General features: G+C 73.5%; 18 protein-coding genes and 1 pseudogene. 11 read left to right on the plus strand and 8 right to left on the minus strand.

Annotation, left to right across the window (positions count from 1 at the left end; genetic code table 11):
• Positions 1 to 5: 5 nt before the first annotated feature.
• Positions 6 to 284 (minus strand): hypothetical protein, encoded by a 279-nt coding sequence (locus C569_RS34275; protein WP_018786442.1) that lies wholly within the window; start codon positions 282 to 284, stop codon positions 6 to 8.
• An 843-nt stretch (positions 285 to 1,127) separates the two neighbouring features.
• On the opposite strand from C569_RS34275, the gene C569_RS0114195 reads away from it, so the two are divergent.
• From C569_RS0114195 to C569_RS0114210, 4 genes are read left to right on the plus strand one after another with little or no spacing between them, the layout of a single operon-like run.
• Positions 1,128 to 1,466 carry a PadR family transcriptional regulator gene (locus C569_RS0114195; RefSeq protein WP_018786444.1) on the plus strand — a complete coding sequence of 113 codons (339 nt, stop codon included), beginning with the start codon at positions 1,128 to 1,130 and terminating at the stop codon, positions 1,464 to 1,466.
• Positions 1,463 to 2,284, plus strand: coding sequence for an ATP-binding cassette domain-containing protein (locus tag C569_RS0114200; protein ID WP_018786445.1), 822 nt, complete (start codon positions 1,463 to 1,465; stop codon positions 2,282 to 2,284). The genes C569_RS0114195 and C569_RS0114200 overlap by 4 nt, the downstream gene beginning before the upstream one ends.
• Positions 2,281 to 2,967, plus strand: a complete 687-nt coding sequence (locus C569_RS0114205; protein WP_018786446.1) for a hypothetical protein — start codon at positions 2,281 to 2,283, stop codon at positions 2,965 to 2,967. Before C569_RS0114200 ends, C569_RS0114205 begins: the two co-directional genes overlap by 4 nt.
• A gap of 52 nt (positions 2,968 to 3,019) precedes the next feature.
• Positions 3,020 to 6,157, plus strand: coding sequence for a BTAD domain-containing putative transcriptional regulator (locus C569_RS0114210; RefSeq protein ID WP_018786447.1), 3,138 nt, complete (start codon positions 3,020 to 3,022; stop codon positions 6,155 to 6,157).
• Here the strand turns inward: C569_RS0114210 and C569_RS0114215 are convergent.
• Positions 6,141 to 6,887, minus strand: coding sequence for an ABC transporter permease (locus tag C569_RS0114215; RefSeq protein WP_018786448.1), 747 nt, complete (start codon positions 6,885 to 6,887; stop codon positions 6,141 to 6,143). The genes C569_RS0114210 and C569_RS0114215 overlap by 17 nt on opposite strands.
• The gene (locus C569_RS0114220; RefSeq protein ID WP_018786449.1) at positions 6,884 to 7,825 is read right to left on the minus strand and encodes a daunorubicin resistance protein DrrA family ABC transporter ATP-binding protein; all 942 of its coding nucleotides are present in this window, start codon (positions 7,823 to 7,825) and stop codon (positions 6,884 to 6,886) included. The genes C569_RS0114215 and C569_RS0114220 overlap by 4 nt, the downstream gene beginning before the upstream one ends.
• A 93-nt stretch (positions 7,826 to 7,918) precedes the next feature.
• Between C569_RS0114220 and C569_RS0114225 the strand changes: the two genes are divergently transcribed.
• The 3 genes from C569_RS0114225 (at position 7,919) to C569_RS0114235 (ending at position 11,170) form a co-directional block, all read left to right on the plus strand.
• The gene (locus C569_RS0114225; RefSeq protein WP_018786450.1) at positions 7,919 to 9,103 is read left to right on the plus strand and encodes a DUF3800 domain-containing protein; all 1,185 of its coding nucleotides are present in this window, start codon (positions 7,919 to 7,921) and stop codon (positions 9,101 to 9,103) included.
• Positions 9,100 to 10,089 (plus strand): BtrH N-terminal domain-containing protein, encoded by a 990-nt coding sequence (locus tag C569_RS0114230; RefSeq protein ID WP_018786451.1) that lies wholly within the window; start codon positions 9,100 to 9,102, stop codon positions 10,087 to 10,089. Before C569_RS0114225 ends, C569_RS0114230 begins: the two co-directional genes overlap by 4 nt.
• Before the next feature lie 187 nt (positions 10,090 to 10,276).
• Positions 10,277 to 11,170, plus strand: a complete 894-nt coding sequence (locus C569_RS0114235; protein WP_026268136.1) for a sulfotransferase domain-containing protein — start codon at positions 10,277 to 10,279, stop codon at positions 11,168 to 11,170.
• 46 nt (positions 11,171 to 11,216) lie between these two features.
• Here C569_RS0114235 and C569_RS0114240 read toward each other — a convergent pair whose 3' ends face one another.
• Positions 11,217 to 11,681, minus strand: coding sequence for a glyoxalase/bleomycin resistance/extradiol dioxygenase family protein (locus C569_RS0114240; protein WP_018786453.1), 465 nt, complete (start codon positions 11,679 to 11,681; stop codon positions 11,217 to 11,219).
• A 151-nt stretch (positions 11,682 to 11,832) separates the two neighbouring features.
• Between C569_RS0114240 and C569_RS0114245 the strand changes: the two genes are divergently transcribed.
• Positions 11,833 to 12,543 carry a helix-turn-helix domain-containing protein gene (locus C569_RS0114245; RefSeq protein ID WP_018786454.1) on the plus strand — a complete coding sequence of 237 codons (711 nt, stop codon included), beginning with the start codon at positions 11,833 to 11,835 and terminating at the stop codon, positions 12,541 to 12,543.
• On the opposite strand, the gene C569_RS0114250 is transcribed toward C569_RS0114245, so the two are convergent.
• The gene (locus C569_RS0114250) at positions 12,525 to 13,103 is read right to left on the minus strand and encodes a dihydrofolate reductase family protein (RefSeq protein WP_026268137.1); all 579 of its coding nucleotides are present in this window, start codon (positions 13,101 to 13,103) and stop codon (positions 12,525 to 12,527) included. The genes C569_RS0114245 and C569_RS0114250 overlap by 19 nt on opposite strands.
• A gap of 54 nt (positions 13,104 to 13,157) precedes the next feature.
• Positions 13,158 to 13,622: a rhodanese-like domain-containing protein gene (locus C569_RS0114255; RefSeq protein ID WP_026268138.1), complete on the minus strand. Its 465-nt coding sequence runs from the start codon at positions 13,620 to 13,622 to the stop codon at positions 13,158 to 13,160.
• Positions 13,623 to 13,684: 62 nt separating this feature from the next.
• On the opposite strand from C569_RS0114255, the gene C569_RS0114260 reads away from it, so the two are divergent.
• Entirely contained in the window at positions 13,685 to 14,677 is a 993-nt protein-coding gene (locus C569_RS0114260) for a helix-turn-helix domain-containing protein (RefSeq protein WP_018786457.1), read from the plus strand.
• On the opposite strand, the gene C569_RS33725 is transcribed toward C569_RS0114260, so the two are convergent.
• Positions 14,650 to 14,850 carry a hypothetical protein gene (locus tag C569_RS33725; RefSeq protein WP_018786458.1) on the minus strand — a complete coding sequence of 67 codons (201 nt, stop codon included), beginning with the start codon at positions 14,848 to 14,850 and terminating at the stop codon, positions 14,650 to 14,652. The genes C569_RS0114260 and C569_RS33725 overlap by 28 nt on opposite strands.
• A 149-nt stretch (positions 14,851 to 14,999) precedes the next feature.
• Between C569_RS33725 and C569_RS0114270 the strand changes: the two genes are divergently transcribed.
• Positions 15,000 to 15,743: a hypothetical protein gene (locus tag C569_RS0114270; RefSeq protein WP_231394793.1), complete on the plus strand. Its 744-nt coding sequence runs from the start codon at positions 15,000 to 15,002 to the stop codon at positions 15,741 to 15,743.
• 172 nt (positions 15,744 to 15,915) lie between these two features.
• On the opposite strand, the gene C569_RS0114275 is transcribed toward C569_RS0114270, so the two are convergent.
• Positions 15,916 to 16,341 (minus strand): iron chaperone, encoded by a 426-nt coding sequence (locus C569_RS0114275; RefSeq protein WP_018786460.1) that lies wholly within the window; start codon positions 16,339 to 16,341, stop codon positions 15,916 to 15,918.
• A gap of 144 nt (positions 16,342 to 16,485) precedes the next feature.
• Between C569_RS0114275 and C569_RS30305 the strand changes: the two are divergent.
• Positions 16,486 to 16,845 (plus strand): annotated as a pseudogene (locus C569_RS30305) (VOC family protein); the annotation flags it as partial.
• Between the last annotated feature and the right edge of the window lie 14 nt (positions 16,846 to 16,859).

Genomic DNA, 16,859 nt, shown 5'->3' on the forward strand with positions numbered 1-16,859 from the left:
GTGGCCTACCGCTTGACGAGGTTGCGCAGCGCGGAGAGCAGCGACCGGTGGCTGACCTCGGCGTAGAACTTCTTGTCCGAGCCGTACAGGACCACGTACGGGCACTGCTGGCCGTCCCCGCCCATGGTCCTGTCCAGCAGTCTGCGACCGGTCGCCACCTCGTACACCCGCAGGCGGTAGGTCGCCTTCAGCAGCGTCAGCGTGTCCGGCTTCGGGTCGTCGTACCTGCACTTGCGGATGGTCGACCCGGTGCTCGTGCGGTCCAGACAGGCGACCATCTGCACGGTCTTCTGGATTCTCCGACGCCCAGGTCCGCTCCACCTGCTTCGACAGGCCCTCGTCGTAGTAGTCGACCCGGTCGTGGCGGCGGCTGCCCGCGCCCAGGTCGGTGCCGATGAGCAGCGCCACCGGGTGCGGTGCCGCTCCGGTGCGCTTCGGCGACTGCGGCAAGTAGAGGACCCTGTCGCACACGTCGTTGAGATCGGAGATCTGCGCCGCCGGGAAGTCGCTCGGCTGCGGCCCGCGCGTCGGGGGCTCCGCGCTCGCCGTCGCTCCCGGCGTGGGCGTCGCGCCGGACGACCGCCAGGGCGCCACCGGCGGGGCGGCCGGCTCCCGCTCGGCCGCCCCGCGCGGCGAGGAACCCAGCAGGAACGCGCCGCCGATCAGGCCCGAGCACGCCCAGCAGCAGCACGCTCAGCACCGCGACGGCGATGACCAGACCGCGGTTGCGGCCGGTCGACGGCGGCCCGGCGGAGCGTACGGACCGTACGGCGGAGGCGGCGTGGCCGGACCGTACGGCGGACCAGCGGTGGGCGGCCCGTGACCCGGAACGGGCGGCCCGTGACCCGGCCCGGCGACGGGTGCTGGTGGCGGCCCGGGAACCCCGGACGGCCCGCCGGTCGGCGGCATCCAGGCGGTCTCGTTCCGCTGTTCCGCGTCCCCCGCCGCTCCCTGATCGGATCCGGCCCCCGTGTCGGACATGCGCACTCCCCCGTCGAACCCGTGCGGAGCGCGCAATTATCAGGATCGACGGGCCGGAGATGCCCGTATCTAGGTGGTTGCGCTATCTAGATAGCGGCGCTACCGTCATCGCCGGATGTCGTCCGGTCGGGACAGTGCGGAGCGGGATGAACCAGGAACGGCGGGCGCAGTGGCTGCGCGGGGTGCTCGACCTCTGCGTGCTCGCGCTGCTGAGCCGCGGCGAGTCCTACGGCTACGAGCTGTCCCAGGCGCTACGCGCCCACGGGCTGGGCGCGGTGCAGGGCGGGACCCTCTACCCGGTGCTGCTGCGGTTGCAACGCTCCGGCCTGCTCACCGCGCACTGGCGGGAGGGCGGGACCGGGCCCGCGAGGAAGTACTACCGGATCAGCCCGGCCGGCAGCGCGGCGTTGCGGGCGGCCGCGGTCGACTGGAGCGCCTTCGCATCGAGCGTGGGCACGATACTGCGCGAGGAGCCGAAGCGGTGAACCACGAACCCTGGCTCGCCGCCCTGACCGGCGAGCTGCGCCGGCACGGGGTGGGGCCCGACCTGACCGGTCACGTCGTCGCCGAGGCGGCCACCCACCTGCTCGACAGCGGGGAGTCGCCGCTGCGGGTCTTCGGCGCGCCGGAGACGTACGCCCGGGCGGTGGTCGACAGCCTCGGCGGTCCCGACGTGCGGCCGCCGCGCCGCCGGCCCGGCCCGGTACGGCTCGCCGCGCGGGGCATCACCAAGCGCTACCGGGGGCGGACCGTCCTGGACCGGGTCGACCTCACCGTCCGGGCGGGTCAGATCGCGGCGGTGGTCGGTGCCAACGGCGCCGGCAAGAGCACGTTCCTGCGGATCTGCGCCGGCCTGCTGAGCCCGGACGCGGGCACCGTCGAGGTGCACGGCACGCTCGGCTACTGCCCCCAGGACGGCGGCACCGCCGAGTTCCTCAGCGCCGACGAACACTTCGTGCTGATCGGGGCCGGCCGAGGGCTGGGCCGCGCGGAGGCGCGCCGGACCGGGCGCGCGGAGGCGTCCGGGCTGGCGTGGACGCCGCCGCGACGCACCCAGGCCCGGCACCTCTCCGGCGGCACGCGGCAGAAGCTCAACCTGGTGCTGGCCCGGCTCGGCGAGCCGGACGTGCTGCTCCTCGACGAGCCCTACCAGGGGTTCGACAGGGGCACCTACCTCGACTTCTGGCACGAGGTGTGGCGCTGGCGCGACGCCGGCAAGGCCGTCGTGGTCGTCACCCACCTGCTCAACCAGCTCGACCGCGTCGACGTCGTGCTCGACCTTTCCGGGGAGCGTGCGGCATGAGCCGGACCCTCGTGGTGGCCGAGGCGGCCCTGCGCGAGCTGCTGCGCCGCCGTACCGTGCTGGTCATCCTGCTGCTGATGCCGCTGGCGTTCTACCTGAGCCGCCGCGGCGACCACCTCGGGCAGTCGATCCGCTTCGTCTGCCTCGGCCTGGCCTGGGCACTCAGCACCGCCGCGCTGTTCGCGGGCAGCGCGGCGCGCGGCATCGAGCCGCGCCTGCGGCTGTCCGGCTACGGCAGCCGGCACCTGGTGCTCGGCCGGCTGCTCGCGCTGTGGACCGTCGGCGTGCTGCTCTCCACCCCGTACTTCCTGCTCGTCCTGGCCGACCAGCGCGACGTCCGGTACGGCGCGATCGCCCTGATCATGGTGCTGACCGTGTTCGTGTCGGTGCCGTTCGGCCTGCTGCTGAGCGCCGTGCTGCCGCGCGAGCTGGAGGGCACGCTGGTGCTGCTGACGGTGGTCGGTCTCCAGATGGTGATGAACCCCGCGGGCAGCGCCACCCGGGCGTTGCCGTTCTGGTTCAGCCGCGAGCTCGCCACGTACGCCGTCGACCACACCGACGGCGGCTACCTCACCCGCGGCCTCATCCACGGGCTGGTCTTCGGTGTCGCGCTCACGGTGCTGGTCGTGGCGGCCGCCGCGGTGCGGCTGCGGCAGCGCCGGCACCTGCGCCTGGCCACCTGACCGGCGGGGGCGGCGGACCGGACCGGGGCGCCGGGCGTGGCAGGATCGGCGCGTGCAGATCGGGTTGCTCGGGCCGTTCCAGGTCATCACGGACGGTGGCGTACCGGCCGACGTGCCGGGCGCGCGGCTGCGCGGACTCCTGGCCGCCCTCGCCCTCGCGCCCGGCCGCGTGGTCCCCAAGGCGACGCTCGTCGACTGGATCTGGGGTGAACAGCCGCCCGCCGACGCCGCGAACGCGCTGCAACGGCTGGTGTCGCGGCTGCGCAAGGCGCTGCCGGCAGGCGCCGTCGACGGGCTGCCGGACGGCTACCGCCTCGCCGCCGAGCCCGACGCCGTCGACGCCGTACGGTTCGAACGTCTCGTCCGCCGGGCCCGCGACGGCGACGGGCCGCAGCGGGTACGGCTGCTGCGCGAGGCGCTGGGCCTGTGGCGCGGCGACGCGCTGCGCGACATCGGCCTGCCGGACAGTCCGGCGCTCGACGCGGCGGCCACCCGGCTGGAACGGCTGCGCCTGACCGCGACGGAGGACCGGTTCGACGCCGAGATCGGGCTCGGCCGGGAAGCGGACCTGATCCCGGAGCTGACCGACCTGGTGGCCGCCCATCCGGTGCGCGAGCGGCTGGCCATGACGCTGATGCGCGCGCTCGTCGCCGCCGGCCGGGACACCGAGGCGCTGCTGGTCTACCAGCGTACGGCCGACGCGCTCGCCGACGCGCTGGGCGCCGATCCGTCGCCGGAGCTGTCGGCGCTGCACGTCGCCCTGCTGCGCGGCGAGACGGTACGCCGGGAGGACACCCGCCGGACCAACCTGCGCGCCGAGCTGACCAGCTTCGTCGGCCGCGACACCGACCTCGCCGCGGTCGGCGCGCTGGTGGCCGAGCACCGGCTCACCACGCTCACCGGTCCGGGCGGCTCCGGGAAGACCAGACTGGCCACGGAGGCCGGACGCCGGCTGACCGGCGACCTGCCGGACGGCGTGTGGCTGGTGGAGTTCGCCGCCGTCAGCGCCGACGGCGACGTGGTGCAGGCGACGGTCTCCGGGCTCGGCCTGCGCGACGCGCTGCTCGGTGACGCGGGCAGCGCGGAACCGGCCGACCGGCTCGTCGCGGCGATCCGGGACCGGGAGATGCTGCTGATCCTGGACAACTGCGAACACGTCGTCGAACCGGCGGCGGCGCTGGCGCACCGGCTGCTCGGCGAGTGCCGGCGGCTGCGGATCCTGGCCACGAGCCGGGAACCGCTCGGCATCACCGGGGAGGCGTTGTGGCCGGTCGCGCCGCTGGGCCTGCCGGACGGCGACGCCGCTGTCGCCGACGTCGAGTCGTCGCCCGCCGTGCGCCTGCTGCGGGACCGGGCCGCCGCGGTCCGCCGGGACCTCGCGCCGGACGCCCGCACGGCGGCGACGATGGCGCGGATCTGCCGCGCGCTCGACGGTATGCCGCTGGCGATCGAGCTGGCCGCGGCGCGGCTGCGCACCATGTCCGCCGACCAGCTCGCCACCCGCCTCGACGACCGGTTCCGGCTGCTCACCGGCGGCAGCCGGACCGCCCTGCCCCGGCACCGGACGCTGCGCGCGATGGTCGACTGGAGCTGGGAACTGCTCACCGACGCCGAACGCGCGACCCTGCGCCGGCTGTCGGTGTTCTCCGGCGGGGCGAGCCTGGACGCGGCCGAGCGGGTCTGTGCCGGCGGTGCCGTCGAGCCGGGCGAAGTGCTCGACCTGCTCACCACGCTGACCGAGAAGTCGCTGCTGGTCGCCGCCGGCGACGTCGTGCCGCGTTACCGCATGCTCGGCACGATCAAGGAGTACGCCGCGCAGCGGCTCGCCGAGGCGGGGGAGGCGGACCGCGCGCGCCACGCGCACCTGGCGTACTTCACCGGGCTCGCCGAGGCGGCGGCTCCGCGGCTGCGCCGCGCCGATCAGCTCACCTGGCTCGCCCGGCTGGAAGCCGAGCACGACAACGTCACCGCTGCGATGCGCGGCGCGCTCGCTGCGGGTGAGGGGTGCGAGGCGATGCGGCTGGCGGCCGGCGCCGGCTGGTACTGGTGGCTCGGCGGCCACCGGGCCGAGGGGATGGAACTGATCATCGCGGCCGCCGAGGCGCCGGGTGAGGTACCCGACGACATCCGCGCCGTGGTGTACGGGCTCGTGGTGCTGTTCCTCAGTTCCGGGCCGGGCGACGCGCAGCACGCGGCGGAGTGGATCCACAAGGCGTACCGGTTGGGCGGGGACGGCCGGGGCCGTCACCCGGAGCTGGCGCTGGTCGTGCCGTTGGAGCGGATGCTCCGGGAACCGGACCGGCTGCTGCCCGCCTGGGAGTCGCTGCTCGACCACACGGACCCGTGGGTACGCGCGCTGGCCCGGCTGCACCTGGGCAAGCTGCGGGTCATCCTCGGCATCGAGGCGGCGCAGGCGGAAGCGTGTCTGCGGCAGGCGCTCGCCGAGTTCCGCACGGTGGGCGAACGGTTCGGGATCTCGTTCGCGCTCAGCGAGCTGGCCGAGCTGATCGCCGTACGCGGTGATGTCGGCGCCGCCTGCGACTACTACGAGCAGGCCGTCACGGCGGTCACCGAGGTCGGCGCGGTCGAGGACGTGATCCGGATCCGGGCGCGGCTGGCCTGGCTGTACCGGCTGGCCGGCGACGAGGCGGCGAGTGCCGCCGCCGTGGCCGAGGCGCAGCGGCTCGCCGCAGGGGTCGCGTGGCCCGGTGCGCTGGCCGAGCTGGCGCTGACGAAGGCGTACCTGGCCCGCCACGACGGCGACGCGGGCGAGGCGTACGCGCAACTGCGGTCCGTGTCGGCGTTGCTCGGCGACGAGGCGGACCTGGCCGGCGTCCGGGCCGGGATCCAGGACCTGCTGGGTCACCTGGCCGAGGACGTCGAGCAGTCGCGTGCCCATCGGGCGGCGGCGTGCCGGGCGGCGCGCGAGGGCGGCTACGCGCCGCTGATCGCGCAGGTGCTCGTCGGCGTCGCGGACCTGGCGGTGCGGCTGGACCGGCCCGACCAGGCGGCGCGGCTGCTCGGCGCCGCCACCGCGGTACGCGGGCTGCCCGACCGCTCCCATCCGGACGTGCCCCGGATCGAGGCGGCGGCGCGCGACCGCCTCGGCGACGCGGGGTTCGCCGAGGCGGTCGCAGCGGGCCGGGAGACCGGCTGGGAGCGGCTGGTGGAGATCACGCTCGCTTCGTGAACGTGGACCGCGCCCACAGGTAGCCGACCACGGCGATGCCGGCGCACCAGGCGATCGCGGGAATGACGTCGCCGGCCGACGGCGCGCCGCCCAGCAGGCCGCGCAGGGTCTCGATGATCGGCGTGAACGGCTGGTACTCGGCGAACTGCCGCAGTCCCGGCCCCATCTTGTCAGCGGGCACGATCGCGCTGCTGAAGAACGGCAGCAGGACCAGCGGCACGGCGGCCATGCCCGCCGATTCCGGTGACTTGGCGAACAGGCCCAGCGCGACTGTGAACCAGCTGACGGCGACGCTGAGCAGCACCACCATGCCGGCCGTGCCGAGCCAGTGCAGGGGCTCGGCGGCCGGCCGGAAGCCGAGCAGGAACGCCACCCCGACCAGGGCCGCGACCGCGAGGACGTTCGTCAGTACGGTGGCGACGACGTGGCCGGTCAGCACCGCGCCCCGGGAGACGTGCATGACCTTGAACCGGTTGATGATGCCCTTGGTCATGTCGGAGCTCACCGACGTCGCGGTGCCGCCGAGGCCGTAGCAGACGGCCAGCAGCATCAGGCCCGGCGTCGCGTAGTCGACGTAGTCGACGCCGACGGAGAACGCGTCGCCGAACATGTACACGAACATCAGCATGACGATGATCGGCATCAGTACCGCGTTGAACACCGAGGTCGGGTTGCGGCGCAGGTGCGTCAGGTTGCGTCGCAGCATGACGACCGAGTGGTTCCTGCTCATTTGGCGGTCACCTCCGGGGCGCGGCCCGTCAGGGCCAGGAAGACGTCGTCGAGGTCGGGGGTCTGGACGGACAGGTCGTCGGCGCTGATCGCGTGGGCGTCGAGCCGGTCGAGCAGGGCGCGCAGCGCCTCGGTTCCGCCGCCGGAGGGCACGCGCAGCGCCATCGCCTCCTCGTCGCGTACGGCGTCGGGCAGCACCAGCGCCGCCGCGTCGAGTTCGGCGGCGGTGCCGAACCGCAACCGCACGTGCGTGCCGGGGATCCGGCGCTTGAGTTCCTCCGGCGTGCCCTGGGCGACCAGCCGGCCCTGGTCGAGCACCGCGATCCGGTCGGCGAGGCGGTCGGCCTCGTCGAGGTACTGGGTGGTGAGGAAGACGGTCACGCCGCCGGCCACCAGTTCCCTGATGATCGACCACATGGTGCGGCGGCTGCGCGGGTCCAGCCCGGTCGTCGGCTCGTCCAGGAAGATGATCCGCGGCTCGCCGACCAGCGTCATCGCCAGGTCCAGCTTGCGGCGCATACCCCCGGAGTACGTCGCCACCAGCTTGTCGGCGGCCTCGACCAGGTCGAACCGCTCCAGCAGTTCGGCGACGACCCGCTTGCCGGTCACGCGGTTGCGCGGGCCGAGGTCGACCATCAGTTGCAGGTTCTCCCGCCCGGTGAGCAGTTCGTCCACCGCCGCGAACTGCCCGGTCACGCCGATCGCCGCGCGGACCGCCTCGGCCTCGGTGACGGCGTCGTGCCCGGCCACCCGCACCGACCCGGCGTCCGCACGGATCAGGGTGGTCAGGATGTTGACGGTGGTGGTCTTGCCGGCCCCGTTCGGGCCGAGCAGCGAGAAGATCGTCCCGGCGGGGACGTCCAGGTCGATGCCGTCGAGCACCACCCGGTCCTTGTACGCCTTGCGCAGTCCGGAGACCGCGATCGCTGAACTCGTCATGCGACCACCATGGGCGGCCGCACCGCCACGGTCCTGACACGGCGCTGACACGGCCGCTGACAGCTTGTCGGTGGGTGGGCGTACGGTCCTGCCGTGGATCGGGAGACGTTCCGGGTGATCGTGGAGCGGGCGCGTCGCGCCGCGGGACGCGAGACGGTCACCGCCGCCCGATCCGGGTTGACCGCTGGTCCGCCGCGGGCCGGGTGGGCGAGCATGGTCGGCATGGCCGGGTCGACGGGTGCGAGGCTGCCGCTCCAGGGCGGGTTGCCAGCCGGCGAGGTGACGACCGGCGCGGTGCGGGAGATCGCCTGCGACGAGTCGGGTTTCTCCGGCACCAACCTGCTCGACCCGGCCACCCCGGTGATCGTCCACGCCAGCGTCGACCTGAGCCGCGACGAGGCGGCCGAACTGATCCGTACGCTGCGGTCCGGGTTCCGGTTCTCGCCCGACGAGGTCAAGTCCCGGCAGTTCCTGCGCCGCCGCGAGGCCGCCGAGGTGGTGGAGTGGTTCCTGTCGGCGCTGCGCGGCCGGGCGCACGTGCACCTGGTGGACAAGGAGTTCTTCCTCGCCACCCGGGTCGTCGACCTGCTGCTGGCCGAGCCGTCGTACGCGGCGGGCACCCGCCTCGCCGGTGACCGGCGTCCGGCCGCGGCGGCGCTGCACCGGGCCGGGCGGGCGGCCGGGCCCGGCTTTGCGGTCTTCCTCGCCGCCGTGGTCGAGATGCTGCGCACCAAGCGGCGGGACCGGGCGGACGACCGGAGCGTGGCACGGTTCTTCGCCGCCCGGGACGAGTTGCGACGCCACGTCGGCGACGCGCAGGCCGGCGCGGTCCTCGACGCGCTCGACCCGGCCCGGGTGGCCGCCGTGCAGGCCCGGTTGTACGCGGGCGACCGGACGATCCCGCCGCCGTTGGAGCCACTGCTGCCGGCGCTGGCCGAGACCGTCCTGCACTGGAGCGGCGACGGGCGACGGGTGCTGGTCATCCACGACGAGCAGAGCGCGCTCACCGAGGACCGGCTGCGCCGGCTCCAGGTGGCGCTGGCCCCGGGCGACCCGGCCGGGCCGTCACCGCTGGCCGGGCTGGTGATGACCGATTCGCGCGACGACCCGCGCGTCCAGGCCGCCGACCTGCTCGCCGGGGTGGCCCGCCGGATGCCCGGCGTCCCCGGCGACGGACCGCTGCGCCCACTGCTGTCCCCGGTCCCCGACCACGACCCGAGCGCCGTCGTCGCGACGCATGACCCGAACGCCGTGACGGCGGAACAGGAGCCGACGTGATCCTCGACGACGTGACGCCGACCGGCGGGGCGCACTGCGAGACCACCACGCTCGGCGTGCTGACGCGGCACGCCGGGCTGGACCTGTCCGAGCCGATGCTGTTCGGCCTCGGCGAAGGGCTCGGCTTCGTCTACTGGGACGCCAAGAGCATGGACGTGCCGTTCCTCGGCGGGCGTACCAAGCCGCTGTGCGTCACCCGGGCCGCCGCCGGCCGCCTGGGCCTGGACCTGCGTGTCCGGGAGACGACGTCGGCGGCCAAGGCGTGGCGGAACGTCACCGACGCGCTGGACGCCGGGCAGCCGGTCGGCCTGCAACTGGACTCGTATCACCTGGACTACTTCACCACCAAGGTCCACTTCGGCGGGCACACCGTCGCGATGTACGGCTACGACGACACATGCGCCTACCTGGTCGACACCGCCCAGCAGGGCGGCGCGGTGACCACCACGCTGGAGAGCCTGGCTCGGGCCCGCGCCGCGCGTGGGCCGATGACCGCGCGCCACCTGTCGTACACGCTCACCGTGTCCGGCGGCCCGCCGGACCTGGACGCCGCCGTCCGCGCGGCGGTACGCGCCAACGCCGGGGCGTTCCTCGACCCGCCGATCGCCAACCTCGGTCACCGGGGGATCGCCACCGCGGCTCGCCGCGTCACGCACTGGCTGGAGCGGGCCGCCGACCCGGCACGTGACCTTCCGCTCGCCGCGACGCTGATGGAACGCGGCGGCACCGGCGGCGCGCTGTTCCGTGCCATGTACCGCGATTTCCTCGCCGAGGCCGCCACCGTCACCGGGGACGCGCGGCTGCGCCGGGCGGAGCTGATGTACGCCGGCATCGTGCCGCTGTGGACCGCCGTCGCCGACCACATCGCGACCGCCGGGCGGAGCGGCGACGCCACCCACCTGACTCGCGCGTCGGCGGTCCTGGCCGACCTGGCCGTCCGCGAACGCGAGGCGATGACAGTGCTGGCCGAGGTCGACGCCGGGTAGGCGTCAACTCGGGTCGAGAGCCGGCTCCCAGGGGCCGGGATTGACATTAATCGGACCGTCGGGGATATTCCTAGCGGCGCGTCGGGGCGCGGGGCGGAGCAGGCCAGGTCTGCGGACTTCACCTCCGTGTCGTGCGGGAAGATGTTCGTGCTGCCCCTGCTCCGCGGGGTCCGGATGAGGTTGGGAAATGATTAATCGGGCCGTCGAATTCGCCAAGCACAATTCGCCGAATTCTCTGCGCGTCAAGGCCCGGCGGGCGCAGATGGAAGCGCGCAACGCCCGCATGCGGCTCACCGTCCCGGTGGTGGCCCGCAGCGAGTTCGCCAACATCTTCCACTGCACCGTCCGCAAGACCGGCAGCCAGTGGATCAAGGCGCTGTTCAGCGACCCGGCCGTCTACCGCCACTGCGGGCTGCTGCCCTACGACCCGCGCTTCTACTCCGGCGGCGTGACCGCGCCGGTGCCGGCCGGCCGCATCGGCCTGGCGATCTTCCTCTCCCACAGGCGGTTCGAGGCGGTGCCCAAGGCCGGCAGCTACCGCGCGTTCTTCGTGATCCGCGATCCGCGCGACGTGGTCGTGTCCAGCTACTTCTCGCTGCGCAACTCGCACGCCCCGATGGGCGACATCCCGCAGGCGCGCAAGGCCCTCCAGGAACTGCCGAAGAAGGAGGGCATGCTCTATGTCATCGACCGCCTGCGCGACAAGAAGCAGTTCGGGCAGATGCGGTCCTGGGCGGCCGCGCCGAGCGACGAGACGTTCCGGCTGTTCCGCTACGAGGACCTGACCGGAGAGCGGCAGGCCGACGAGGTCGACCAGCTCATGCGCCACTGCGGCATCACGCTGCCACCGGCCGAGCTGGAGGCCCTGCTGGGGCGCTACAGCTTCACCAAGATGAAGAAGTCGAAGGAGACCCCCGGGCGGATCTCCCACTACCGCAAGGGCGCGTCCGGCGACTGGCGCAACCACTTCGACGACGACATCTACGCCGCGTACACGAAGGCGGCCGGTGACCTCGCCGAGATCCTCGGCTACCCCGCCCGGGACGACGAGCGGAACGGGCAGGAGTCCGGCGCCCGGTAGAGCGGTGACGGCGGTACGGTGTTCGTACTGCACGGAAGAGGGCGCATCACGAGCCCGCCTGCCCGAACCACAGATCGTGGACAGACTGCAAGCCGTCGTGCGTCGAGTCGGTCACCCGGAAGAACTTCCACGCATAGCCGAACGGGTCCTCGAACTCGACGTACCTCTCTCCCCACGGTGCGTTCGCCGGACCGGCACTGATGACGCAGCCAGCAGCTTCACACCGCAGGGCCGCCTCGTCGATGTCGTCCACCTCGAGCCCGATGACAACGCCGAGCCCGCGCGGGCCGGTTTTCGTCTGACGTTCCCGGGCGCTGTCCGGGAACGGGATGCCAACCAGCGCGTCGACCAGCAACTGCAACGGACCCCGCCGGAGGATTGCCATGGCGAGACCGCCATCAGCGCCAGGCACGGTGCCCACCGGGACAAAACCGAAACTCTGATACAAGGTCGAGGCCGCCGTTACGTCACTGACCCGCAGCGCGACCCGTACCGGTGGCTCGTCGGTCATCCCGCGACGCTAGCGATTCGGCACACTGCGCGCAACGCTTACCCAACCGGTCTATTCCACCTCCGTATCTCGACCATCCTTCCCGGGATGCGAAGGATCGTGCGAGGCGGTGAGCGAATGGTCTCCAGCTGGACCGCCGTATGCTCCTGCCGTGGAGCTGCGGTTCACCACGCGGGCGTCCGACTCGGCCTGGATCGACACCGTGTGGACGTGCACCAGCGACCGGGTCGACGAGATGACCTCGGTGGCGACGCCGTGCTGGGGACTCGTGTTCTGGCAGCGCGACGGGCACTCGTACGCGGCCGTCTCCGGGCCGGAGACCGCCACCGGCACCGCGCCGGTGCCCGAGGGCGCGACATTCGTCGGCATCGAGTTCGCGGTGGGCACCTCGCTGCGGCTCGTACCCACGCCCGCGCTGGTGGACAGCGGCGCCGAGCTGCCCGACGTGAGCCGCCGGACGTTCCGCCTCGACGGCGGCCGGTGGGCGACGCCTGGCCCGGACGACGCCGAGGCCCTGGTGGACCGGCTGGTCCGGGCCGGTGTGGTGGTCCGCGACCCGCTCGTCACCGAGACGTTGCGCGGCGGCCGTCCATCGGCGTCACCGCGTACCCTCGAACGCCGGTTCCGGGCGGCGACCGGGCTGACCCGGGGCGCGGTGCGGCAGATCGACCGTGCGCGCCGCGCCGCCGTGCTGCTGGCCGCGGGCGGCCCGCCCGCCGACGCGGTCACCACCTTCGGGTACGTGGACGAACCGCACCTGGCCCGCGCGCTGCGCCGGTACGTCGGGCGGACGGCCGGTGAGCTGCGCGCGGGCGCCGGTGGTGCGATAGCGCTGGACCCGGCTCAGCGGGTCACGTCGTAGATCATCTTGACGACGCCGTTGGGATAGGCGGCGCAGTCGCGCAGCCGCAGCGTCTGCCGGTCCCGGTCCGCCTGGCTGAACAGGCCCTTGCCGGCGCCGAGCAGCACCGGGAAGACGAGCAGGTGGTACCTGTCGATCAGGTCCGCCTCGGCGAGACGACGGGCGAGTTCCGCGCTGCCGTGGACGAAGATGTCACCGCCCTCGCCCTGCTTGAGCGCGGCGACGTCGGCGGTGCTCCGCAGGACGGTCAGCGGCCCCCAGCCGTCGATCAGCGCGTCCTCGGACAGGCTGGACGACACCACGTACTTCGGCAGGTCCCGGTAGGCGGCGTGGTCCTCGGAGTCGCGCCAGGTCGGCGCGAACGCCTCGTAGCTGCGCCGCCCGAACATCAGCGCCGTGGTCTGCGCCAGCTCCTCGCCCTTGAGCGAGAACGCCTCCGGCAGGAACTCGACGTCCTTGACGACCCAGCCGCCGCTGCGGTGCTCCTCGCCCGGGCCGCCGCCGGGGGAGTCCACCACGCCGTCGAGCGACATGAATCCGGTGTAGACAAGATCACGCATGCGGCCATGCTAGGAACGGCCGCGGCCTGCTGTCTTGTACGGAACCGACACGCCTCAGCAGCCGCACGACGCGCCCGCCGGAGCGGTGAGGTCGTCGGCGGGCCGCCGGACCAGCCCTGCCCGGGTCCGGACCGGGAAGCCCTCCCGCACCCAGTACTCGTACCCGCCGATCATCTCCTTGACCGGCCGGCCGAGCCGGGCGAACTCCAGCGCCGCGCGGGTGGCGCCGTTGCAGCCCGGGCCCCAGCAGTAGGTGACCACAGTGGCGTCCGCCGGGATCAGCTCGCTCGCCCGGCCGGCGATCTGGGCGGTGGGCAGGTGCACGGCGCCGGGGATGTGCCCCTGCCGCCACGCCGGAAGGGACCGCGAGTCGACCACGACCAGGCCCGGGACGCCCTTCTCCAGATCGGCGTGCACATCGCTGGCGTCGGCCTCGAAGGCGAGCCGGGCAGCGAAGTGGGCGAGGGCGTCGGCGGGGCGGGCGGCGGGGATGCGCAGGACGTTCGACATGGCACTCATCGTGTCGGCCGCCGTCCGGCCGCTCCAGTGGCGTGAGCGACACCGTTCGCTAAGATCTCGCCATGAACCGTGCCACCGTGTCGGTGCTCGCGTACGAGGGCATGTCGGTGTTCGAGACCGGGATCGTCACGGAGGTCTTCGGCCTGCCCCGCCCCGAGTTCGACGTGCAGTGGTACGAGCTGACCGTCTGCGCGGAGACCCCCGGCGCGGTGCGGCTGGTCGGCGGCGCGGCGCTGCACACCGGCCACGGCCTCGACGCGTTCGCCGCCGCCGGCACGCTGATCGTGCCAGGTGTCGCCGACGTGCACGCCGACCCGTCACCGGCGCTCACCGGCGCGCTCCGCGCGGCCCACCGGCGCGGCGCCCGGATCGTGTCGATCTGCTCGGGCGCGTTCGCGCTGGCCGGCGCGGGACTGCTCGACGGCCGTCGCGCCACCACCCACTGGCGGTACGCCGACCTGCTCGCCCGGCGCCACCCGGCGGTACGCGTCGACCCGGGCGTGCTCTACGTCGACGACGGGGACATCCTCACCAGCGCCGGCAGCGCGGCCGGTCTCGACCTCTGCGTCCACCTGGTCCGCCGCGACCACGGCCCGACGATCGCCAACGCGGTCGCCCGCCGGCTGGTCGTGCCGCCGCACCGCGCGGGCGGCCAGGCGCAGTTCGTCGAGGCGCCGGTGCCCGGCGACCCCGAGGACGACCGGCTCGCCGCCAGCATGTCCTGGGCGCTGGCGAACCTCGACGCCCCGATCACCGTCGACCGGCTGGCACGGCGGGCGCACATGTCGGCCCGCACCTACCTGCGCCACTTCGCGCGGGCCACCGGCACCACCCCGATCCGCTGGCTGATCGACCGGCGCGTCCAGGCCAGCCTGCCGCTGCTGGAGACCACCACGGCGCCGATCGGGGAGGTCGCCGCGACTGTGGGGTTCGAGACGGCGGTGACGTTCCGGCACCACTTCGCCGCCGCGATGCGGACCTCGCCGTCGGCGTACCGCCGGGCCTTCACCGGGGCGTCAGGCGGTGCTCACGCGCCAGGCAGAGGTACGACGTAGGAGTCCACGCGGGCGATCAGCCCGTCCCGGAACGTGAACAGGTCGTCGAAGGCGAAGCGGAACGGCCCATCGTCGATCCACGTGCGCAGCCCGGTGAGCCGGTCGACGCGCAGCCGGCACGGCCACCGAGTGCCCTCCCGTCGCTGCTCGACCAGGCCGCAGCGGCGCAGCACGCCGACGTGGTGCGAGATGGCCTGCTGATTAACGGGGGAGCCTCCGCCCCGGAACGCGGCAGGGGGTGCGGGCGTTGGGAAGGCAGGCGCCGTTTCGCGGGACGTGGCATCGGGAACGTCCTCGGGACGGGCACCGGACGGAGGTCGACGTGAGTACACCGAGCCGCGGTAGGCGGATGCTTGGCGTACCCCTGCTCGTCACCGCGCTGCTGGCCGGCGCGTGTGGCGGCGGCGGTGAGAACGACGGGGGCGCCGCGGGCACCGCCTCGCCGCCGGCCGCCGGCTCGACGGCCGCGACGCCGTCGGCGTCGGCCTCGTCCGGCGGGCGCGTGACGATTCCGACGTCGGCCTTCGCCGACCTGCCGCCGGAGTTGCGCAAGATCGAGGCGCAGCCGATGGAGGTCACCGACGCGCTGCCCGGGTTGTGCGACCAGGAGTTCCGCAGCGGCGGGCGGTCGGTCACCGCGAGCGCCGCGATGACGAGCGCCTACAAGCAGCCCAAGGACCCGCCGGAGAACGTCCCCTACGGCACGCTGCACCAGACCGTCTTCGCCTTCGAGGGCACCGGCGCCGCCGACTACCTGCGCCGGGTGAGCGGTGCGGTGGCGGACTGCCGGTCGTTCCAGGCCTCGGGCGGCACCGTCACCGTCCGGTCCGAGCCGATGGCCGGGACCGGTGACGAGGCCCTGCTGGTGACGGTGAGCCGACCGGCGGCCAACCTGGACGGCAGCCCGGCCGAGGGGCGGGCCACCAGCCAGATCCTCGTGATCCGGGTCGCGGACGCCGTCACGGTCGTGCACGACCAGGGCTGGGAGGGCAGCAGCAACGACCCTGGCCTGGCCGACGACGTCGCGCGGGCCGCGGTCCGCGGCCTCGAATCCTGGCAGCGCTAGGGCAGACGAAAGCGGGACCACCGGGCAAAATGGGCGGACCACAGCCGGCCCATGACGGGAGCCCGCCATGACCGTACGCCCGGACGTCGTCGTCCTGCGCCCGCGACGCCGCGGCGCCCGCCCTCCGAGCGCCTGACGACGCCGCCTGACGCCGCTGCCTGACGGCACGAGGTCAGGACACGGCGGCGCGCACCAGCTCGGTGATCCTCTTCTCCACCTCCGGGCTCCACTTCACCAGCGCGAACGACGCCGGCCACATGTCGCCGTCGTCGAGGTTGGCCGCGTCCTGGAAGCCCAGCGTCGAGTAGCGGTACTTGAACTTCCCCGCGTCCTGGAAGAAGACGACGATCTTGCCGGCCGTGTTGGCGTACGCGGGCATGCCGTACCAGGTCTTCGCCGACAGGTCCGGCGCGGCGGTGGTGATCGTGGCGTGCACGCGCTCGGCCAGATTCCGGTCCTCCGGCGCCATCTGCGCGATCCGGTCGAGGACCGCCTGGAGGTCGTCGGCCTTCTTCGTGCCCTTCCTGCCCTCGGAGCGCAGCTCGGCCGCACGCTCCTTCATCGCGGCGCGTTCCTCGGCGCTGAAACCGTCGGACATCTCGATCCCCCCTCGTGGCTCGCGGTCCGCGTGGTGCCGACCGCCTGACGACAACGCTATGGCGCGGCGGTGACGGTGCGCTTCTCGATTCCTGATCACCTGCCGGGACCACGGCGATCCGGCGCGGCACCTACCATCGCCGCCATGGCGACCCGGCTCGTACAGATCAACATGAAGGCCCACGACGAGGTGGCGCTCGGCGGCTTCTGGGCGAAGGTGCTCGGCTGGGAGATCTCCAGCGAGGAACCCGGTGTGACGAACCTCGAACCCGAGGGCTTCACGTACCCGGACCCCCGCGCCGTCTGCATCGACCTCGTCGTCTCCTCCGAGCCGAAGACGGCGAAGAATCGCGTCCACGTCGACCTCGCGACCACCTCGGCCGCGCACCACGCGGAGGTGGTCGCGCGCCTGACCGCGCTCGGCGCCACCCCCGCCGACGTGGGTCAGGACGACGTGCCGTGGACGGTCCTCGCCGACCCGGAGGGCAACGAGTTCTGCGTCCTCACCCCGGGCTGACG

This window comes from Micromonospora sp. CNB394, assembly GCF_000374985.1.
Lineage (GTDB): Bacteria > Actinomycetota > Actinomycetes > Mycobacteriales > Micromonosporaceae > Micromonospora > Micromonospora marina.

What these genes read in the sequence shown, in the direction of transcription:
- C569_RS0114240 (WP_018786453.1), bottom strand. Translation starts at nt 11,681, where the DNA reads ATGACCGACGAGCCACCGGTACGGGTCGCGCTGCGGGTCAGTGACGTA.
- C569_RS0114260 (WP_018786457.1), top strand. Translation starts at nt 13,685, where the DNA reads ATGAACCGTGCCACCGTGTCGGTGCTCGCGTACGAGGGCATGTCGGTG.
- C569_RS0114255 (WP_026268138.1), bottom strand. Translation starts at nt 13,622, where the DNA reads ATGAGTGCCATGTCGAACGTCCTGCGCATCCCCGCCGCCCGCCCCGCC.
- C569_RS0114250 (WP_026268137.1), bottom strand. Translation starts at nt 13,103, where the DNA reads ATGCGTGATCTTGTCTACACCGGATTCATGTCGCTCGACGGCGTGGTG.
- C569_RS0114215 (WP_018786448.1), bottom strand. Translation starts at nt 6,887, where the DNA reads ATGAGCAGGAACCACTCGGTCGTCATGCTGCGACGCAACCTGACGCAC.
- C569_RS0114275 (WP_018786460.1), bottom strand. Translation starts at nt 16,341, where the DNA reads ATGTCCGACGGTTTCAGCGCCGAGGAACGCGCCGCGATGAAGGAGCGT.
- C569_RS0114205 (WP_018786446.1), top strand. Translation starts at nt 2,281, where the DNA reads ATGAGCCGGACCCTCGTGGTGGCCGAGGCGGCCCTGCGCGAGCTGCTG.
- C569_RS0114220 (WP_018786449.1), bottom strand. Translation starts at nt 7,825, where the DNA reads ATGACGAGTTCAGCGATCGCGGTCTCCGGACTGCGCAAGGCGTACAAG.
- C569_RS0114235 (WP_026268136.1), top strand. Translation starts at nt 10,277, where the DNA reads ATGATTAATCGGGCCGTCGAATTCGCCAAGCACAATTCGCCGAATTCT.
- C569_RS0114195 (WP_018786444.1), top strand. Translation starts at nt 1,128, where the DNA reads ATGAACCAGGAACGGCGGGCGCAGTGGCTGCGCGGGGTGCTCGACCTC.